This is a genomic window from Pseudomonas sp. PSKL.D1 (assembly GCF_028898945.1).
GTDB lineage: Bacteria > Pseudomonadota > Gammaproteobacteria > Pseudomonadales > Pseudomonadaceae > Aquipseudomonas.
This window is the reverse complement of the sequence record NZ_CP118607.1, coordinates 1,240,684-1,259,711: the sequence shown is the minus strand read 5'-3', so window position 1 is coordinate 1,259,711 and position 19,028 is coordinate 1,240,684. Positions and strand designations below refer to the sequence as shown.

The following is a 19,028-nucleotide window of genomic DNA, read 5'->3' as shown; positions in this document are numbered from 1 at the left end:
CGGGCTTTCCCGGCAGCGGATGCTGGCCGTGACAAGGCCACTGTGATGAAATGCGATTCTTCGCTTCTTCTGCCTGCCAAACCTGCCGTGAAATCCCGCCTGATTCGCCAACTGCTGCTGCCACCCTTGATCATCCTCATGATGGTAGGCTTGGGGATGGCCGGTTACCTGATCAGCGAAAGCAACGGTATCCGTAGCCTTAGCGAAAACGGCGAGCGTCAGCTCGAGCTGCACGCGCGCACGGTGGAAAGCGAAATCAGCAAGTACACCTACCTGCCCAGCCTTCTGGAGCTCGAAGACAGCGTCTCGCAGCTGCTGACCAACCCCGACGGCGGCGACCGCCAGGCCGTCAACGAATACCTTGAAGGGCTCAACCGTCGCAGCCGCAGCCGGGCAATCTTCGTGCTGGACACCAATGGCCGGGTGCAAGCTACCAGCAATTGGCGCGATGCCGACTCGTTTCTGGGTGAAGACTTGTCGTTCAGGGCCTACTTCCAGACCGCCGTGCGTGGCGAACCCGGGCGTTTCTACGGCATCGGCAGCACCACCGGCGAGGCGGGCTACTACCTGGCGCATGGCCTGGAGGAACACGGCAAAATCATCGGTGTAGCGGTGATCAAGGTGCGCCTGGACACGCTCGAAGAGCGCTGGCAACGTGCTCGCCTTGAAGCCTTCGTCAGCGACGAGAACGGCATCATCATTCTCTCCAGCGACCCGGCGCGGCGGCTGAAATCGGTGCGCCCGCTGACCCCGCAAATCAAGGAGCGCCTGGCGCGCAGCCTGCAATATTACTGGTGGCCGCTGAACGAGCTGGAACCGCTGGCCCGTGAGACCCTGGCCGATGGTGTGGAGAAACTCACCTTCCCGGCCAACCGCGAAACCGCTCACGGCAAACCCCACGAAGTTGCCTACCTGGCGCAGACCCGTCGGCTGGTCGACACCCCCTGGCATTTCACCCTGCTGACCCCGCTGCAGGACCTGCGCCGGGAATCCATGGTGCAAGGCATCCTGGTTGCTGTGGCCTTTGCCTTGCTGGCGATTCTGGGTATCGCCTGGAACGAGCGGCGCAAGGTGATTGCCACTCGCCTGGCTGCCCGTGAAGCGCTGGAAGAGGCCAACAGCCAGCTGGAACGGCGCATCGCCGACCGCACCGCCGACCTGCGCGCCAGCAACGAACGCCTCAAAGGCCAGATTCGTGAGCGTCGCCATGCCGAGCAGACGCTACGCCAGGCCCAGGACGAGCTGGTGCAGGCCGGCAAGCTGGCGGCTATCGGGCAGATGTCCACCAGCATTGCCCATGAGCTCAACCAGCCGCTTGCGGCTCTGCGGACGCTGTCGGGCAACACCGTGCGCTTTCTGGAGCGCGGTGCACTGGAAACCGCCAGCACCAACCTGCGCACCATGAACGACCTGATTGATCGCATGGGGCGCATTACCGCGAGCCTGCGCTCTTTCGCACGGCGAGGCGACGACAGCGGCCAGGCCTCGCTGGCCAAAGCCATCGAAGCCACCTTGCAGGTGCTGGCCAGCCGAGTCAGTGGTTGCCACCTGCAATTGCACAGCCATTATGAGGACCATCAACTGGCCATCGACCAGACCCGACTGGAACAGATTCTGGTCAATCTGATGGGCAACGCGCTGGACGCCATGGCCACCGTGCCACTGCCCGAACTCTGGCTGGAGGGCGAAGTGCAGGGTGACAAATATCGCCTGCGGGTACGCGACAATGGCCACGGCATTGATGCCGAAACCCGCAAGCACCTGTTCGAACCTTTCTTCACCACCAAACCCGGCGAACATGGCCTGGGCCTGGGCCTTACCCTTTCGGCGAGCCTTGCCGCCGCCGCCAAGGGCGGCCTGAACGTCGAACACCCCGCCAGCGGCGGCACGGCCTTCGTCCTTGCCATCCCGCTGATATCGCCATCTGAACCCTCGGCAGAGCACCCATGAACCAAGCGCCTCTTACCGTCCTGATCGTAGAAGACGACCCGCATGTGCTGCTCGGCTGCCAGCAGGCGCTGGCTTTGGAAGACATTGCCTGTGAAGGCGTGGGCAGTGCCGAACTGGCCCTTGAACGTATCGGCGAGGACTTCGCCGGCATCGTCGTCAGTGACATCCGCCTGCCGGGCATTGATGGACTGGAACTGCTCAACCGTCTCAAGGCCCGTGACCGAAGCCTGCCGGTGGTACTGATCACCGGCCATGGCGATATCGACATGGCCGTCGGTGCCATGCGCAACGGTGCCTACGATTTCATGGAAAAACCCTTCTCGCCAGAGCGCCTGGTGGATGTGGTGCGCCGCGCTCTGGAACAGCGCGGCCTGTCGCGGGAAGTGGTTGCACTGCGCCGCCAATTGGCCGAACAGAACAGCCTGGAGGGGCGTATCATCGGGCGTTCCACCGCCATGGAGCACCTGCGCGAACTGATTGCCAACGTTGCAGACACGTCGGCCAACGTGCTGATCGAGGGCGAAACAGGCACCGGCAAGGAACTGGTAGCCCGCTGCCTGCATGACTTCAGTCGGCGGCAGGGGCAGCCCTTCGTTGCACTCAACTGCGGCGGCCTCCCGGAGAACCTCTTCGAAAGCGAAATTTTCGGCCATGAAGCCAACGCCTTCACCGGTGCAGGCAAGCGGCGCATCGGCAAGATCGAACATGCCAACGGCGGCACGCTGTTCCTCGATGAAGTGGAGAGCATGCCGATCAACCTGCAGATCAAGCTGCTGCGGGTGCTCCAGGAGCGCACGTTGGAGCGGCTGGGTTCCAACCAGAGTATCCCGGTGGACTGCCGCGTCGTTGCGGCAACCAAGTCCGACCTTGATGCCTTGGGCAGAAGCGGACAGTTCCGTAGCGACCTGTATTACCGATTGAACGTGGTTACGCTGGAGTTGCCGCCTCTGCGCGAGCGGCGGGAAGACATTCGGCAGTTGTTTGATCATTTTCTGCAGCAATCGTCACTGCGCTTTGACCGGGAAATGCCGGAACTGGACAGCCAGACGCTATCACGCCTGATGGCCCATGACTGGCCCGGTAACGTGCGCGAGCTGCGCAACGTTGCCGAACGTTTTGCATTGGGCCTGCCGGCCTTCAAGAAGAGCTCGAGTGGTGGCGCCAGCCAGGGGCTCGGGTTTGCCGAAGCAGTGGAGGCGTTCGAACGCAGCCTGCTCAGTGATGCATTGCAGCGTACCGGCGGGAATCTGAGCCAGGCCAGCCAGGAGTTGGGGATGGCCAAGACCACGCTGTTCGACAAGGTGAAAAAGTACGGGCTCGGATGAGCGCCCGCGCCTGTTCAAAGCCCGGCTATGTGAGTGACATCTTGCCGATGTGCCTGCAAGTAGGGCAACACTGCTCCGAGCAATGGGGCTTTGAAAGGCTCCTGGAAACGATGCGCCAAGCCAGGGATCAGCCGTAACTCGCTACCGCGAATATGCGCTGCCAGGTGAACACCGTGCATGACCGGCAGCAACGGGTCGGCAGTGCCATGCACCACCAGCGTTGGTACGCGCAGCTGGTTGAGTAGTTCGACACGACTGGGTTCGGCAAGGATGGCCATGATCTGCCGCTTTACACCCTCGGGGTTGAACGCCCGATCATAGGCCGCCGCCGCCTGCTGCAACAGCACCGCCCGATCATCGCTCACCTCGGGGCTACCCAACGCAGCCAGCAGATCGGCTTGTTGCTCGATGGCCACTTGCCGACTCGGGGCATTGCGCCGCGCCAGCAACTGCACAAGTGCAGGGTTCGGTGCGGGTAGCCCGGCTGCACCGGAGCTGGACATCACCAACGTCAGGCTGCGCACACGCTCTGGCGCCATGGCAGCCAGGTGCTGGGCAATCATGCCGCCCATGCTCACACCCAGCACATGAAACTCGCGAACGCCCAGCGCATCCATCAGGTGCAGGCCATCCTCCGCCATGTCAGTCAACGTGTAGGGAGCAGCTACCGGCAGGCCAAGCTTGAAGCGCAACAGTTCAAGGGTGAGGTTGGCGGAGGGTGGCAACTGGTTCCAGCGTGAAAGGCCGACATCGCGATTGTCATAGCGGATCACCCGGAAACCCTGCCGGCATAACGCCTCGACCACATCGTCCGGCCAGTGAATAAGTTGCCCGCCCAACCCCATGACCAGCAACAGCGCAGGGTCACGTGGCGCTCCGACACTTTGGTAAACCAGGCTCAACCCGCCCAGCTCGGCACGTTGAACCGGCGCATCGACATCGCAACCGCCCTTGGCGAAGCTCGCTTGTGCGCTGATTACCAGCAAGAAGAAAAACAGAAATGCCCGCATGAATGGAAACACCAGAATGCAAATCCCCAGTAGAGCGCGAGTCTGATGAAATCTGTTCGGGGGCGCTGCCACAAAACCATGACAGTTTGATGAAGCTCGCTGAACGGTTAGTAGGTAACTATCTAACACCCTTTGGCCAGGTCGCTCTTTAAAAAGAGGGTTCAATTCTGACCTAGCAAAGCAGGGACACTCATGAGCCATTCCATCGACTCACCCGCCCACCCCACTTGGCGGGTGCCTTTGAACCCATCGACGCTTGAAGCGATGGATACTTGCGAGCAGGCACGCAAAACGTTTAATGCCTTGCTCAGAGCCTCCCCCGCTCCGGTCCAAGTTGTTAATGAACTGCTGCGTAAAACGTTTGGCGTAGATCCAGACAGCGCGGGGCTGGCTTTCAGCGCCGATGGCGAGCATTCATTCACCAGCCTTGCGAACCTGGCCGTTTACGCTCGAAGCCATACCACCATCCCAACAGACCTGCAGGCGTTGGCAAGCGTCAGAAACATACCGGCACATCAAGGGCTGATTGCCGAAAGCCCCAGCCATTTGCTGACTCGCTTATCCGAACTGGACCTGCCAGGGGAAATGCGACAACAGTGGAAAACCTATTGGGAGGCGCGAGCAGCAGGCACCGCCTCAAGCCGCAAAGATCACGCCCGAGATCAGTATGTGAGCCACTTCAACGCATCGCTGACGTTGGCTTTGGCTTCAGAAAACCTGACAGAACCGCAGCTCGATTTGGCCAAATGGGTGTTCGATGACCCAGACGGCAAAACCGTTGGTGGTAAAACAGTAGTGATCGAGTCCCTTTCAATGCCTGTCGGGGCAATCCTGCTGCGCATTGATGGCGAAGAACCTCGCTTGCTCTATAGCCCCTCGCAAGGCCGCGCCTTCAGTTACTACCCGACAGTCGACGATCTGGAAAAGGACGTGCCTCCAGATACCACTATCCATCGACCGATAGAAGACATAGCGGACGGCTCTACCCGCTTGCTTGATGACTTGCTGGATGCCTCCCTCAAAACGCTCGATCATGACCCGGGGGAAAGCCCGAGCACTCATGCCCCCCTGGCACTCGCACAAGCCGCAGCGCTGCAGTTCGCGCGCATGAACCCTGTGGTTTTTGCTCGCACCATACCCGCCCCTGCCGACACGAGCACTGCCCCCTCGTTGTTCGATTTCGGCATCGTGAGCAACGAGGCCACACCCTACCTTCGCAGCCAGCAGGTCGAAAAACAGCTGCAGCTTCTTGCGCAGCTTGATGACGACAAAATCGAGAAAGCAAAAAAACTACATCAGGAGCTGGTACAGCAACGCACACTGGCTGAAGAGGCAATCGCCATCCAGTTGCAGTCAGCTCGCTGGCATTCTGCGCCCGAGCCGATCGCAGCCAGCGATGCACTGCTGGATGCCCATGTTCAAGGCCTGCTGCTTCATGCTCAACTTCAGCAACTGTGCGGGCAGATCACGACTGCTCAGCTCAATGCAATCGAATCCATCGTCAAACAGGCAGGCAAGTTTCCCCTCCCGGACAGCGAACTGCTAGCGGCCTGCCCGCGTATCAAGCAGCTTGCGCCTTCAATCGAAGATAAGCTTCTTCATGAGTTGATCATTTTCACCGCTCGGTCAACGCTGGACGGTTCGACCGATGGCGCTCTGCTGCTGTATTGGCTGGGCGAACAAGGCGGCCTGCTGCCTTGTGCGAACCAGGCAGAGCTGGCGCTGCTATTGGGTACATCCGCTCTGGATGATCACACGCTGGTACTGGAAGAGCTTACTGGCAACGTGCTCCAGGCTGCACTGGGGCAGCAATTTGCCAAAGTCCACTCCGAAAAACGCGAGCTGCAAAACGACCAAGGGCTGAATGCAGCTGCATCCGACCTGCCGCGCCTCAAGGAAGTATTAGAGCAATCCTTGCAAGTACCACGACATGCCGCACGTGAAGCAGCCTTCGCCCTGATACAACAGCAGGAAGCTGTCGTGGAGCTGGCTGGAGCAATGAAGCCCAGCCTGAGAACCCTGCCATTAGCTACCTGCCAGACCCTGAGCCAACTGATCCCGGACTACGTCGCAGCCGCTCAACGCTCTGAAGCTTTGCTGGCCAAGGATTTACTAAGCTGCATGGCCTTCTGCCGACCACTCATACATCAGCAGCTGGTGAAGGACTTCCCTGGCTATGACGGCAGCAACATCGCGTTGGAACTGCCCCTTCGCGTCGAATGGGTCACAGATCTCATTACGGGAGGCACCTATGGAACAGTTACCAAAAAAATCCCCAAACCCAGTTCCACGACGGAAGTCGTAAATCTCGACACGCTGTTGCTGGAGAACATCGACCAGACAACCCTCGAGCGTTTGGCATATCTCAAGCTGCAGCTGACGTCCGATTCCAAGGAGTTGCTCGACACACTATCAGCGGGCCTCACGCCCAATTACATCAAAAACCTTGCCAGTGAACTGGATCTGGCAAAGGCATATGAAGAGCATGTTCGCGATGCGTTTCAGGGCATCAGCGATAGCGGTTTCACCTTGGACCTTCGCCGTGAAACGCTTGTAGCGCCCTACCAGTTCATGCTGAAAATGCGCGGCGTCTTATTGCATGGGAAACGCGTTCTGAATGACCAGGGGCTTGCGATCCTGCAGGTTGCCATCAACGCTAAAAGCCCCGCTGATTATCGAGCCTCGGGGCACGACATTCGATTGTTGGCCGCCGTGCTCACTTCAGGTGGTACAGACACCGATTTCAAGCCATCGTCCTTGTCGGGGATAACCTTTGTCGAGGACCGCAGCTCTGGCATAACGCTTCTGTACCTGCCCGAGCACCCGAGCAAATCGCTGACACAGCACGATAGCCTGGAGGAAGCCAGGCTCAGCCTGTACGAGCAAAGCAAGCTCAGTGGGGAGAGCGCCTATTTGGCTGGCCTTGCGCTGTCGGGCGACCCACGAGCCCATCAATCACGCATCCTTCAAGCCCAGACTCACGCGTTCAGTGGCATCATTGGCATCGGCGGAGCATGGCCAGCGACCACGTCATTCGCCGAACATCTGCTCAACGCACAAATGGGACGGGTGATCAGCGCCCACCGCAAGACATCGCGGTCCAACGCCGATCTCTGGATGGAGAACTTCACCTACCAGAGCACGATGGTTTACACCTACATCAAGCTGGCAATAGGTTTCCTGCCATTTGTGGGTGCGGCGGTGGGGGTCTATGACTTCTTTGAAGCCTCGATGCGCGCCGTGGATGCATTCTTCAAGGGCAAGACAGTTGAAGGGCTTGAGGCGCTCAATGACGTGCTGGTGGCACTTATCGACACCTTGATGGATGTTGGTACCGGGTCCAGTATCAATCATGCAACCCTGCGCAGATTGGCTCGCCAGCGACAACTGCGCCCTTTGCGCAATGGCACTTCCAGTTATTTACGCGTAGATAGTTCACCCATTGAACGTTTGACCCGATTCGCTGGCTACGAACACCCTCATCCCAATGTGTTGGCGGACCTGCCCATCGGTACTCACGGCCGCTTCCGGGGCATCTACCGCAATGATGACGAGTACTTCATCCGCATCGAGCACCATGTCTATCAGGTGGAATGGGACGCAACTGCCCATACCTGGCGCTTGAAAGGTAATGCGACCAAAGGCTGGAAACGTGCCATAGCGTTGGACGGAAATGGGGAGTGGGACACTCACTACGCCCTGTATGGCACCCATTTGCTTGGCGGGGGCGCTGGAGGTGGCCAGGTGGTCGGGCACCTGGTGGATCAACTGGACCCTTACTGGCCTGCGGCAATCCGCGACCGGTTGCCGCGCTTCCTGGTGGACGCGCACTTCCGTAACCAGCAAAGGGTGAAAGCCAAGGCTTTCTCAGATGAAACGCAGCTCATCGCATCCTTGAACGCGAGCAATTCACTGGATGTGGGCAGCGTTCCAATGGCCACCCTTGAGGCGGCATACCTTGCCGATGTGCGCTTGGGGAAACAGAGTTTCCAATCGTGGGATGATTACCTGAACATCACCACCGGGCGCAACCGAAACACGCCACTGATGCAAAAGCAACGGGCAGCCAAACTTGTCTGCGAACGCCTGATGACCGTGATTGACATCAGAGCAAGGCGCAGCCGTGCGTTGCTTGAGCAAAGCATAGTCTTGCGGCTGCAAGCCAACGCAGAGCAAGAACTGGCTGACCAAATTCCATTGCTACAACAAGCCCGCAAGGTGACGGTGAGTGTATTGGCCGAGCGAGACCGGATTTTCGAGGAGATGAACGACCTGGACACCTGGTTCCGCAGAGCTGAACCAGACCCTCGGGTGCAGAGTTCCTACGAGCGATACCAGAAAGTTCTCAATCGCGAGTTTCGGGCATTCTATGACACGAATCACTTGATACTGACGGCCTTGCGTCACGACAACAGCTCCGTGGTCGCTGAGTTCCTGCTTGAACAACTGACTGAAGCCGAACACAACGTGCAGATGAGCCGCAGTACACTGGCACAGCTGCAAAGTGTTCAGGTAACGGCTCCGCAAAGGCGGCAGATCTACCAACAGGCACGGGACAACTATGCCGCGTACAAGCGACGCCTGCAAAGCACGTTCGCAAGCCTCCCTACCTTGTTCGATGAGGCTTACCTCAAACGCCTCCACGACAATCTGGACGCGTTCATTTCCATTTCGGACGGCTACCTCAAACGTCTTCCAGCCGAAGAGCGTATGCCCAGGCAAGCCGGGGGCAGCCCCCGGGTATTTCTGACGAACGAAGACCAGCTCTACATCGGCAACCACTTCCCTGCTGCTGGCAATCAGCCGCAACGGATAGTGCCGCTGGGTGGCAACACGTCTGGCCGCCATTATGAGCTCATTCAGGAACGCTGGCAGCCTGTGCGCAGGCCCCGCTCCAAACCCAACGAACTACGCGAACTCACGCAAGTCAGCGAGAACGCGATGGAAGGACTGGCCGCATATCGACGCCAGATTCAGACCTATCAGCGGCAAAACATGTTGCCGGTCGATGTCGAGCACATGATGGTCATCAAGGCAGAAGAGCTGGAAACCTACGCTGCCCGGCTAGAGGGCCTGGACCCATCGAACCCGCTGCCAACCCGGCTGATCACACAAGCACGATCATTAAGAGCCGATGGCCGTAGCATGCGCATTGCACAGATCAAGGAGGGCACTACGCCAAGTGAGGGACATTTCATTTACTTGATGGAAAAACAAGAGATTCAACTTCGCCGGGTTGGCGGACGCCAGATGCTGAAAGAGCATGATTACCTTCAGGAGTATGAAGTGCTGGAAACCACAGCGGGCAACCATGCGGTCTTGTGGTACGCCCACTTTCATTACAGGCGTTTGGACTCTCCGTTCGACCAATACAGCGCCGGGCATATCAAACGGGTTGTCGATCGCTTCCGCGGCCCACAATGGCAGCAAGGCCAATCCGACGCTCAACCTGTCTGGCGTGGCCCAATCAGCAAGTTGACAGCCAACCAGTACTTCCTGAACGTTGACTGATTGCCACCTCCCGCTACTTGAGAAAAACTCAACGGCTCCCCCATAATGACCAGGTTTTTATTGGGGAAGTCGTTGTGTTGGAAATTCGCCACCTGAAAACCCTTCATGCCTTGCGCGAGGCCGACAGCCTGGTAGAGGCGGCCGAACGCCTGCACCTGACCCAATCGGCACTGTCCCACCAGTTCAAAGAACTGGAAGAACGCCTGGGCCTGCCGCTATTCGTGCGCAAGACCAAACCGATTCGCTTTACCAGTGCCGGCCTGCGCCTTTTGCAACTGGCCGACGCCACCCTGCCCCTGCTGCGTGGTGCCGAGCGGGATATCGCCCGCCTGGCAGGCGGCACCGCCGGGCGATTGCACATGGCAATCGAATGCCACAGCTGCTTCCAATGGCTGATGCCGACCATCGACCAGTTCCGCGACGCCTGGCCAGAAGTGGAGCTTGACCTGGCTTCGGGCTTTGCTTTCGCCCCTTTGCCGGCACTGGCCCGCGGCGACCTGGACCTGGTGGTTACGTCAGACCCTGTAGACCTGGCCGGTATCACCTACGTGCCGCTGTTTACCTACGAAGCGATGCTGGCCGTGGCGAACCAGCACCCGCTGGCCAGCAAGCCCTACATCGTGCCCCAGGACCTGCTTGACCAGACCTTGATCACTTACCCGGTTGAGCGTGACCGCCTGGACATCTTTACTCGCTTCCTTGAACCTGCCGACATCGAACCGGCTGCCGTGCGTACGTCCGAACTGACGGTAATGATGATGCAACTGGTGGCCAGTGGCCGTGGTGTGTGCGGCATGCCGCACTGGGCCCTGCACGAGTACAGCTCGCGAGGCTATGTGAAGGGTAAACGACTCGGCGAAAAAGGCCTGTTTGCCACGCTGTACGCGGCAGTGCGCACCGACATGCTCGATGCGCCCTACATGCGGGATTTTCTGCTGACGGCCAAGGACACCTCCTTCGCCACGCTTGATGGCGTCAGCGCGGTGCGCTGAGCACCTTGCGATAGAGTGGCAGGACCCAGTCACGCGTCAACGGTGCCAGTTGCACCACAACTGGCTGACCGGGTTCGAGCCAGATCACTTCCTCGATTTCTGCTGCCGGGTTAACGGCGTCACACGTGTCCACGCGAAACAGCTCGGCGTGCACCTCACAGCCCGGCTCATTGGCAGCAGGCGCGCTGAACTGGCCCAAATGCCGGGCCCCGGCCGGGTCGATACGCAGCCCCAGCTCTTCATGCAGCTCGCGCACCAACGCCTGCGCCGGTGTCTCGGTGGCGTCGATCTTGCCGCCAGGCTGCATGAAGGCTTGGGTGCCGCGCTTGCGCACGAGCAATGTACGACCCTGGCCATCGATGAGCAGGGCGGCGGCGATTCGGATGATGTCTGGCATGCGTTGGGTTCACGGTGAATATGGCCGAAGCAGTCTACATTTGATTTTCAGATTGCTCTAACCGGGCTATGGTCGGACTTTACCCCAGGCCCTGAGCCTGACCGAGCCATCGAAAGGATCCCGTATGAGCCTGTCACTTCTCAGCCGCTATGCCTTCTTCGCCGCTTGTGTGCTGGCTACCCTGGCCAGCTTGCCGTTCCTGCACCATGAATGGCTGTGGCCATTCACCCTGACCACGGGTGTACTCAGCCTGATTGGTGTGTTCGACCTGCTGCAGCAACGCCATGCCGTACGCCGCAACTACCCGATCCTGGGCAACATTCGCTACCTGGTTGAAGGCATTCGCCCGGAAATTCGATTGGAATCACTAACCATACTATCCTTCGTCAGCCCTTATAAAAAAAGGATCTTGAGAACGATCAAGGTTAGTACTATACCAACTGAAACGTACTAACCGCCAGATACGGTTAGTACGTTCCTCCAAATCGAGCCTCCAATCAGATCGACATCAGGCCCTCTAGTCTCCGGTGTGTCACCATCGAGAATTATCATTCGTTTCGAGCCCTCAGCTCGATCCCGCTCCCAGTGCCATTCTCCAAGCTCGACCTCCACAACAGCCCGGTTGACGCAGGCTAAAGCCAACCAGCGGTGGCCACGCTGGCGAGTCGGCCTGCTCACTTCCTCTTAGAAAGTGCCAGTTTGGTGATAAATTTAATGCACTGAGTTTTTTTATTCCTTAAGCTATCAGCAGCGTAAATTTGAGCAGGATTTCCTATGCGCCCCCACAGCTCTGACTGGATCATCAATACTTTACATCTTCGATGCTTCCGAGAAATGATCGGCGAGGAGAGTTATAGGAAGGGAATGCTTTCGTTGATTAGCCGAGCACGAGATAGCTGGCAACCAGACGAAAAAATGCTATATCAGACCACAATGGAACAACAACGCAGATTAAGTGCAGATCGCCCACGAATAAAGTCAATTTTTACTGGCTTCGATAATGGGACTGCCGGTGATGCCGCTGAAGAATGCTGGGCTGATCTACTGCGGCTATTACTACCTAAGTACAATATTGTAGTGAAAGGTGTCATTGGCGGTATTGGCCCAGTAATATCGCCTCAGATAGACATCTTGGTACTAAATGAAAACTACCCAGTACACTTACTCAAGAGTAAAATTTACCCAATAGACTCAGTTGTCGCGGCTTTTGAATGCAAGCTAAGCCTTCGTCTAGATGACATTAAGGAAGCTGTTTCTACCGCTAGGCGGCTTAATGACTTAGCCTCTGGCAATGCCAAAGACCCCATCACCGAGATTCCGGTCTTCTATGGAGTACTCGCCCTCTCATGTGACATCGAAAATAAATTCAAATCGGCTCACGAGTCAGTTCTCGACGCATTAGTTAGGCATTCGGCCGGAGATACTACATCCTTAAGCATGGTGGACTCAGTATTATCAATTGATAATTTCTGCCTCACGGGAACGCGCACTATTTTCTGCTACGACGTAGACGACGCGCCCATGGACATGACATTCAACAGGACCTACGAATTTCATGACCGAGATGAGATAAAACCGGCAGACAGCTATCTCGGACTGTTTATTCAAAAACTGCTAACTCATCTAGAAAAAACAGACCCATCCTTGAATGCCATTAGAAAAATGTACGATCTTTTTACTAGATACCCACTTGAAGAAAGGACCATCACATCCGAAGATCTATCTAACTTTTTAGATGACTACTACATCAAAAAAATTGCGTCCAATCACTATTTCGAGAAAACCACAACCTTCTCGATAGTCATCTAAACCATTTTCGCCCTAGATGCCCCTTTCCAGAATCTCAGCCCGCTGGGCTGGTCATGCATAACGGGCTGAATAAACTGGAGCGAAGTCGGTGAAGCTTGAGTCTCGAATAGTTTTTATTGATAGGGATACTTATATCTCAAAAACCATTAAATCCTCATGCACAGTTCAGAACTCACCAAGAGGCAACTAGGCATTAACATTATTATTCTTTCTAGAAGTAATTTCCAAATAGTAATTTTTGAAACATATCATCCCCATAGGATTGCGAACGACGTGCTGCATTCTTGAAAGACAGAAACTTCCTACATATATTTCTTGCAAACATTCTTACGGGAAATTTAGAAGATTTGACTTGAACCCCTCTCCTCGTAGTCGCTTGAGGATTACTTAACCCCCTCAGAAATAGTGGCAATGATATACCCACGGGCTTGTTTGCGCACGCATCAGCAGCACCAAAGACAAAACCAAATGTGTTGCTGAATATATATTTATATCGTCAGACAAATTCGCTTGTAGAAACCAATCCCCAGAGCAGACAACAACTTGCATGCGAAGCCACTAACCGATATTCCTCAGAGAGCTGTCATACACGCCATATCGTGAATCATCACTACACGGATCGTGAACAACAAAATAGATTTTACATGCAATCATCGATAAACCACCCCAGCGATATTTCGCTCTCCCAATAACTTGACGCCTTGACGACTCATTAACTAACGAGAGGATAGACGAATGGCCATATCACTACCCCACCTCAGCTTGCTCAGCAAACAATACGATCCAAGGGTTTACCAACGATAGGGTTGTCCTTTATTTAAAACCCCTTGTAGCCAGCAACCTAGAGAACCATCACCCAAACAGAAGGCTAATGCAATGCCAACCAATAGAGATACAATTCTTTCGAAGTTTTTCTTACAGACCTCGCTTTTGTCGACATTATTATTTTCCGGTGGAGCACTAGCTGATAAGTTCTCTATCGAGAGTACTTCTTTTAAAGATGGAGAGAAAATTTCCGCTCGCCATGCAGGAACTGATGAACAATGTGGTAGCGGCCAGGGCCTTTCCCCGCACGTTCAGTGGAAACACCTGCCTGAAGGTACGAAATCTTTGGCGGTATTCGTTACCGATCCGGATGGCCAAAAAGGCACAGGAACCTCTCACTGGGTGGTATACAACATTCCCGCTACAGTCACTCAGTTGAATGAGGGCCTGAAAGATCAATTGGACGGTAGCTACACTGTAGGGCTGAACACCATGGGGCAATCTGCTTACCGAGGACTTTGTGCACAGCCTGACGAGAACTCTCATCACTATACATTGACAGTAGTTGCTACAACGATTGAACCAGGAAAACTAGCTATCGGCCTCACACGAGATGCACTTTTGAAGGAATTGAAAGGTCACACCTTACTTGGTCAGTCAATCGTTGGTCTTTACCGGTAGTTTAAAGAAAGCTTGCTTTAACGGCCATAGATGGCCTCTCGGTGATACCGAAGCCATCTATTTGTAAGCTATCAATCTTTCAGACTGGTCCAAAATGTCTCAGCAGATGTATTGATAGGTGCAGTAGGACGCGTGAGATTTATATCGAGCGGAATATCCCAACTTTCGTCGAGCGCCCTTATCAATCTACCATCAAGGACTTCCTGCTCGGTCAAACTTTTAGGGAGCCACGCAATGCCTTTTCCCTCAAGGGCCATTGATGTCAACACGGCAGCCAAATGGCTGCTGAAATGAGGTTTGAGATGAAGATACTCGTCCTTACCTTGCAAGCGATGCCTCACGATTCGCCCAAGGCCCGACTCTTCCGTGTAGGCGAGATAAGGCATCGACGTTTCTTCGGCTGAAAAATCAAGCACTGGGCTGGCGAGAGGAATCAGAATATCGTCCCCCACCTTTTTGCTGATGTATTGGTCATGCGGTAGCAGAGGCGGTACTTCAGGATGACGGTGGCAAAGCAGGAACTGCACTTGCCCATGAACCAGCATCTGTTCACAACTGGCCATACTGTCGGAGTGAAGCCGGACGGCTTCAATGGGCGCCCCACGCTCAGCGGCCCTGATCCACCTGGGAAAGAATGTAAATGATAGCGAGTGAGTAGCTGCGAATTGCAGGACCTTGGCTGCCTTCCCAGCAAGCTCCTGAGCCTCTGAGCGGATTCGATAAATCCTACTCACCTCATCCAGAACACTCGGAAGAATGTGCTTCCCCGCATCCGTCAAGTTTGCACCCTGAGGTGTGCGCGTGAACAGCTCGACACCGATCCAACTCTCGAACGACCTTATCCTGCGGCTAAAAGCAGGTTGAGTTACATGGCGCGCATCGGCAGCTCGAACGAAGCTTCCGTGCTCCGCCAGTGCGATGAAATCCTCAAGCCAGACCAGTTCCATGGGCAATGCCGTTTCAGCATGGGGGCCTGCATTAATAGCATTGGGCGGACCTCGTTACCAGGCCTAATTTGAAGCCACCAACAACAAGAGGAGCGCAACATGCGTATCGTCGACATCCGCGAAAAGACCGTTTCCATTGCCTCGCCAATTGCCAACGCCTACATCGATTTCTCCAAAATGACCTGCTCTGTCGTAGCGGTTGTGACTGATGTCATCCGTGATGGCAAGCCAGTGATTGGCTACGGCTTCAACTCCAACGGTCGCTATGGTCAAGGCGCGCTGATGCGTGATCGCTTCCTGGCTCGAATCACTGAAGCTGACCCTGAGTCGCTGATCGATAAGGAACATAACAACCTCGACCCGTTCGCCATCTGGAAAACCCTGATGACCAACGAGAAGCCGGGTGGCCACGGTGAGCGCTCGGTGGCCGTCGGCACTATCGACATGGCTGTCTGGGATGCCGTAGCCAAAATCGAGGGTAAGCCGCTTTATCGCCTCCTGGCCGACCGCTATCGTGGCGGCAAAGCCGACGACAAGGTATGGGTGTACGCGGCTGGTGGTTACTACTACCCCGGCAAGGACGATACCAAGCTGCAAGATGAGATGCGCGGCTACCTGGATCGTGGTTATGACGTCGTCAAGATGAAGATCGGTGCCGCACCTCTTGCCGATGACATCCGTCGCATCGAAGCTGTCATCAAAGTCGTTGGCGATGGTCGTCGCCTGGCAGTCGACGCCAACGGTCGCTTCGATCAGCAAACTGCCATTGCGTATGCCGAGGCTCTCAAGCCCTATAACCTGTTCTGGTACGAAGAGGCAGGCGACCCGCTGGATTACGCACTTCAAGCCGAGCTGGCCAATCACTACGACCTGCCAATGGCGACAGGTGAAAACCTGTTCTCGCACCAGGACGCGCGCAACCTGCTTCGCCATGGCGGCATGCGCTCGGACCGTGACTACGTACAGTTCGACTGCGCCCTGTCGTACGGGTTGGTCGAGTACATGCGCACACTGAAAGTCATGGAAGAAATGGGCTGGTCTTCTCGCCGCGTCGTGCCCCACGGCGGCCACCAAATGTCTCTGAACATCGCAGCAGGCCTGCATCTTGGCGGTAACGAATCCTACCCAGATGTGTTCCAGCCTTTCGGTGGCTTCGCGGATGGCATTCGCGTCGAGAACGGCTATGTAGGCCTGCCGGATATTCCAGGCGTAGGCTTCGAAGCGAAATCCGCACTGTACAAAGTGATGCGCGAGCTGGGCGAAGGCTGATCCAAGCCAGCAGCTGCCTTGTGTTCCAAGGCAGCTGCATTACAAGCGTCGCATGTCGACGCCTGACCACACAGCCGATCACAAAAATAAAATGAGGTGCGCTCGTGGAAACGTCCAAATCCCGCTGGTATAGCCAGCTTTATGTTCAGGTACTGATCGGCATCGTGATCGGTGGAATAATCGGCTACCTGGAACCCGATATCGGCGCCAAGCTACAGCCTTTCGCCGATGGCTTCATCAAGCTTATTAAGATGCTGTTGGCTCCGATCATCTTCGGCACCGTAGTCGTCGGCATAGCGAAGATGGGTGACATTAAGGAAGTGGGTCGCATTGGTGTCAAAGCATTAATTTATTTTGAAATCCTGTCCACGATTGCTTTAGTCATCGGCTTGGTCGTTGTCAACATCGTGAAGCCAGGCGTTGGAATGAACATCAACGCGAGCACCCTAGACGGCAGTGCCATCGGAAAATACAGCCACGCGGCTCAGGAACAGGGTGGCACGGTTGATTTCTTGCTGAACATCATCCCCAACACCTTCATAGATGCCTTCGCCAAAGGCTCCATGCTCCAGGTGATTCTGTTGTCGGTACTGATGGGGGTTGCTCTGGTTCAGATGGGGCCGACCAGCAAGCCTCTGATCAATATCATTGATCTTTTCCTGCATGGCCTATTCAAGATCGTCGCTATGGTCATGCGGCTCGCCCCTCTCGGTGCGGGTGCAGGTATGGCGTTCACCATCGGCAAATATGGTGTGGGTACGCTGCTGTCGCTTGGTCAGTTGCTCGTAGCGCTGTACGTCACAACTCTGGTGTTCATCGTGGTCATTCTGGGGGCTGTCGCTCGCTGGTCTGGCCTGCCGCTGATGCAATTTCTTCGCTACTTCAAGGATGAAATCCTGGTCACGCTGGGCACCTGCTCAACCGAGGCCGTACTGCCACGCATGATGGCAAAACTTGAAAAGCTGGGTTGCAAGAAATCCGTCGTGGGGATGGTTCTCCCTACGGGTTACACCTTCAATGCGGACGGCACCTGTATCTATCTGACCATGGCCGCAATCTTCGTTGCGCAAGCAACGAATACGCCTCTCTCACTTATGGATCAGATGATCTTGCTAGGCGTGCTTCTGCTCACCTCGAAAGGCTCGGCAGGGGTTGCGGGAGCCGGGTTCATCACCCTGGCCGCCACGCTGACCACCATTCACTCAATCCCACTGGTCGGCCTGGTTCTGCTGCTCGGTATAGACCGTTTCCTCAATGAGGCTCGGGCGGTCACCAACCTGATTGGGAACGGCATCGGCACCATCGCTATCGCCAAATGGGACAACGCGTTCGACGTCGAAACTGCCAAGAGGGAAATCGCGGCGTTGAAGACCGAAAAGACCGAAACCAAAGCCAAATCCTACGCCATCCAAGAGTAAGTGTACGCAGATGCCAGCTTCGCGCCCCCTCGCGAAAGCTGGCATTCCGTTTTTGGGAGCTACAAGATGAACGAACGATCTCACCCAGAACTCCGAAGCGACTTCCGCGCTATTTTGCAAGGCCAATCGTGCAAGTTCGCTGCTTCTGTGTTCGATCCGATCTCCGTACGAATGGCAGCTGACTTGGGCTTTGAGGTTGGCATTCTTGGAGGGTCTGTCGCCTCGCTCCAAGTACTCGGCGCACCAGACATCACGCTGATCACCCTGGATGAGTTTGCTGAGCAAGCATCGAGGCTAGGCCGTGCTAGTCAAATTCCGGTCATTGCGGATGCTGATCATGGTTATGGAAATTCCCTCAATGTGATGCGCACCGTGAGTGAGTTACAGAAGGTAGGCGTGGCAGCGCTGACCCTGGAGGACACTCACCTCCCCGCAAAATTTAACCAGCCATCAACGCATCTGATCAGCCTCGATGAAGCTGCGAGCAAGATTTACGCGGCAAGGCTTGCTCGAACCGACGAGTCTCTCAGCATCATTGCGCGTACACACGCCGGCGCTACTTCACTGAGTGACTCCATCGCTAGGACCACTGCTTATCAAAAGGCAGGGGCCGATGCGATTTGCTTTGTGGGAGTGACCGATTTCCTGCACCTGGAAGCGCTCACATCGCATTTGTCGCTGCCAATTATGCTGATTAACTACGGCAATCCAGAACTTGCAGATGCCGAAAAGCTGAGCGCCGCAAACGTACGGATTGTCGTAAATGGTCACAAACCCTATTTCGCTGCTCTTCAAGCTACATACGAAGCATTATGCGCCGAATCTGAGCACGATCCTTCCCAACTCTCTCCCAACCAACTGGTTGCTAAGTACTCCCTTTCAGACAAATACCAGCGGTTGGCGGACCTCTATCTCAAAGCCGAAGGCGGCTTTAACTAAGTAAATAAGGTTATA

12 protein-coding genes and 1 pseudogene are annotated in these 19,028 nt (G+C 55.8%); 10 read left to right on the top strand and 3 right to left on the bottom strand.

Annotated elements, in window-relative coordinates; all coding sequences use genetic code 11:
- The first annotated feature begins 45 nt into the window (after positions 1 to 45).
- Together PVV54_RS05535 and PVV54_RS05530 are read left to right on the top strand one after the other, a co-directional pair.
- Positions 46 to 1,950, top strand: a complete 1,905-nt coding sequence (locus tag PVV54_RS05535) for a sensor histidine kinase (RefSeq protein ID WP_274908970.1) — start codon at positions 46 to 48, stop codon at positions 1,948 to 1,950.
- A complete protein-coding gene (locus tag PVV54_RS05530; RefSeq protein WP_274908969.1) occupies positions 1,947 to 3,275 on the top strand; it encodes a sigma-54-dependent transcriptional regulator in 1,329 nt (442 codons plus the stop codon). Before PVV54_RS05535 ends, PVV54_RS05530 begins: the two co-directional genes overlap by 4 nt.
- Before the next feature lie 14 nt (positions 3,276 to 3,289).
- Here the strand turns inward: PVV54_RS05530 and PVV54_RS05525 are convergent, their stop codons facing one another.
- Positions 3,290 to 4,285, bottom strand: coding sequence for an alpha/beta fold hydrolase (locus PVV54_RS05525; protein WP_274908968.1), 996 nt, complete (start codon positions 4,283 to 4,285; stop codon positions 3,290 to 3,292).
- Between the two features lie 192 nt (positions 4,286 to 4,477).
- On the opposite strand from PVV54_RS05525, the gene PVV54_RS05520 reads away from it, so the two are divergent.
- Positions 4,478 to 9,796: a DUF6543 domain-containing protein gene (locus PVV54_RS05520; RefSeq protein ID WP_274908967.1), complete on the top strand. Its 5,319-nt coding sequence runs from the start codon at positions 4,478 to 4,480 to the stop codon at positions 9,794 to 9,796.
- Between the two features lie 74 nt (positions 9,797 to 9,870).
- The gene (metR, locus tag PVV54_RS05515; RefSeq protein ID WP_050704009.1) at positions 9,871 to 10,788 is read left to right on the top strand and encodes a transcriptional regulator MetR; all 918 of its coding nucleotides are present in this window, start codon (positions 9,871 to 9,873) and stop codon (positions 10,786 to 10,788) included.
- Here metR and PVV54_RS05510 read toward each other — a convergent pair.
- A complete protein-coding gene (locus PVV54_RS05510) occupies positions 10,772 to 11,185 on the bottom strand; it encodes an NUDIX hydrolase (protein ID WP_274908966.1) in 414 nt (137 codons plus the stop codon). The genes metR and PVV54_RS05510 overlap by 17 nt on opposite strands.
- A 124-nt stretch (positions 11,186 to 11,309) precedes the next feature.
- Between PVV54_RS05510 and PVV54_RS05505 the strand changes: the two are divergent.
- The 3 genes and pseudogenes from PVV54_RS05505 to PVV54_RS05495 form a co-directional block, all read left to right on the top strand.
- Positions 11,310 to 11,543: pseudogene (locus PVV54_RS05505) on the top strand (FMN-binding glutamate synthase family protein); the annotation flags it as partial.
- A gap of 416 nt (positions 11,544 to 11,959) precedes the next feature.
- A complete protein-coding gene (locus tag PVV54_RS05500; protein WP_274908965.1) occupies positions 11,960 to 12,994 on the top strand; it encodes a DUF6602 domain-containing protein in 1,035 nt (344 codons plus the stop codon).
- A gap of 876 nt (positions 12,995 to 13,870) precedes the next feature.
- On the top strand, positions 13,871 to 14,440 hold the full coding sequence (locus PVV54_RS05495) for a YbhB/YbcL family Raf kinase inhibitor-like protein (protein ID WP_274908964.1): 570 nt from the start codon (positions 13,871 to 13,873) through the stop codon (positions 14,438 to 14,440).
- Between the two features lie 71 nt (positions 14,441 to 14,511).
- Here the strand turns inward: PVV54_RS05495 and PVV54_RS05490 are convergent, their stop codons facing one another.
- Entirely contained in the window at positions 14,512 to 15,387 is an 876-nt protein-coding gene (locus PVV54_RS05490; protein WP_274908963.1) for a LysR family transcriptional regulator, read from the bottom strand.
- 99 nt (positions 15,388 to 15,486) lie between these two features.
- Here PVV54_RS05490 and PVV54_RS05485 point away from each other — a divergent pair, with 99 nt between their 5' ends.
- The 3 genes from PVV54_RS05485 (at position 15,487) to PVV54_RS05475 (ending at position 19,013) form a co-directional block, all read left to right on the top strand.
- Positions 15,487 to 16,656 carry a mandelate racemase/muconate lactonizing enzyme family protein gene (locus PVV54_RS05485; RefSeq protein WP_274908962.1) on the top strand — a complete coding sequence of 390 codons (1,170 nt, stop codon included), beginning with the start codon at positions 15,487 to 15,489 and terminating at the stop codon, positions 16,654 to 16,656.
- A gap of 104 nt (positions 16,657 to 16,760) precedes the next feature.
- Positions 16,761 to 18,074, top strand: a complete 1,314-nt coding sequence (gene dctA, locus PVV54_RS05480; protein WP_274908961.1) for a C4-dicarboxylate transporter DctA — start codon at positions 16,761 to 16,763, stop codon at positions 18,072 to 18,074.
- A gap of 66 nt (positions 18,075 to 18,140) precedes the next feature.
- Positions 18,141 to 19,013, top strand: coding sequence for an isocitrate lyase/PEP mutase family protein (locus PVV54_RS05475; RefSeq protein WP_274908960.1), 873 nt, complete (start codon positions 18,141 to 18,143; stop codon positions 19,011 to 19,013).
- The last annotated feature ends 15 nt before the right edge of the window (positions 19,014 to 19,028 follow it).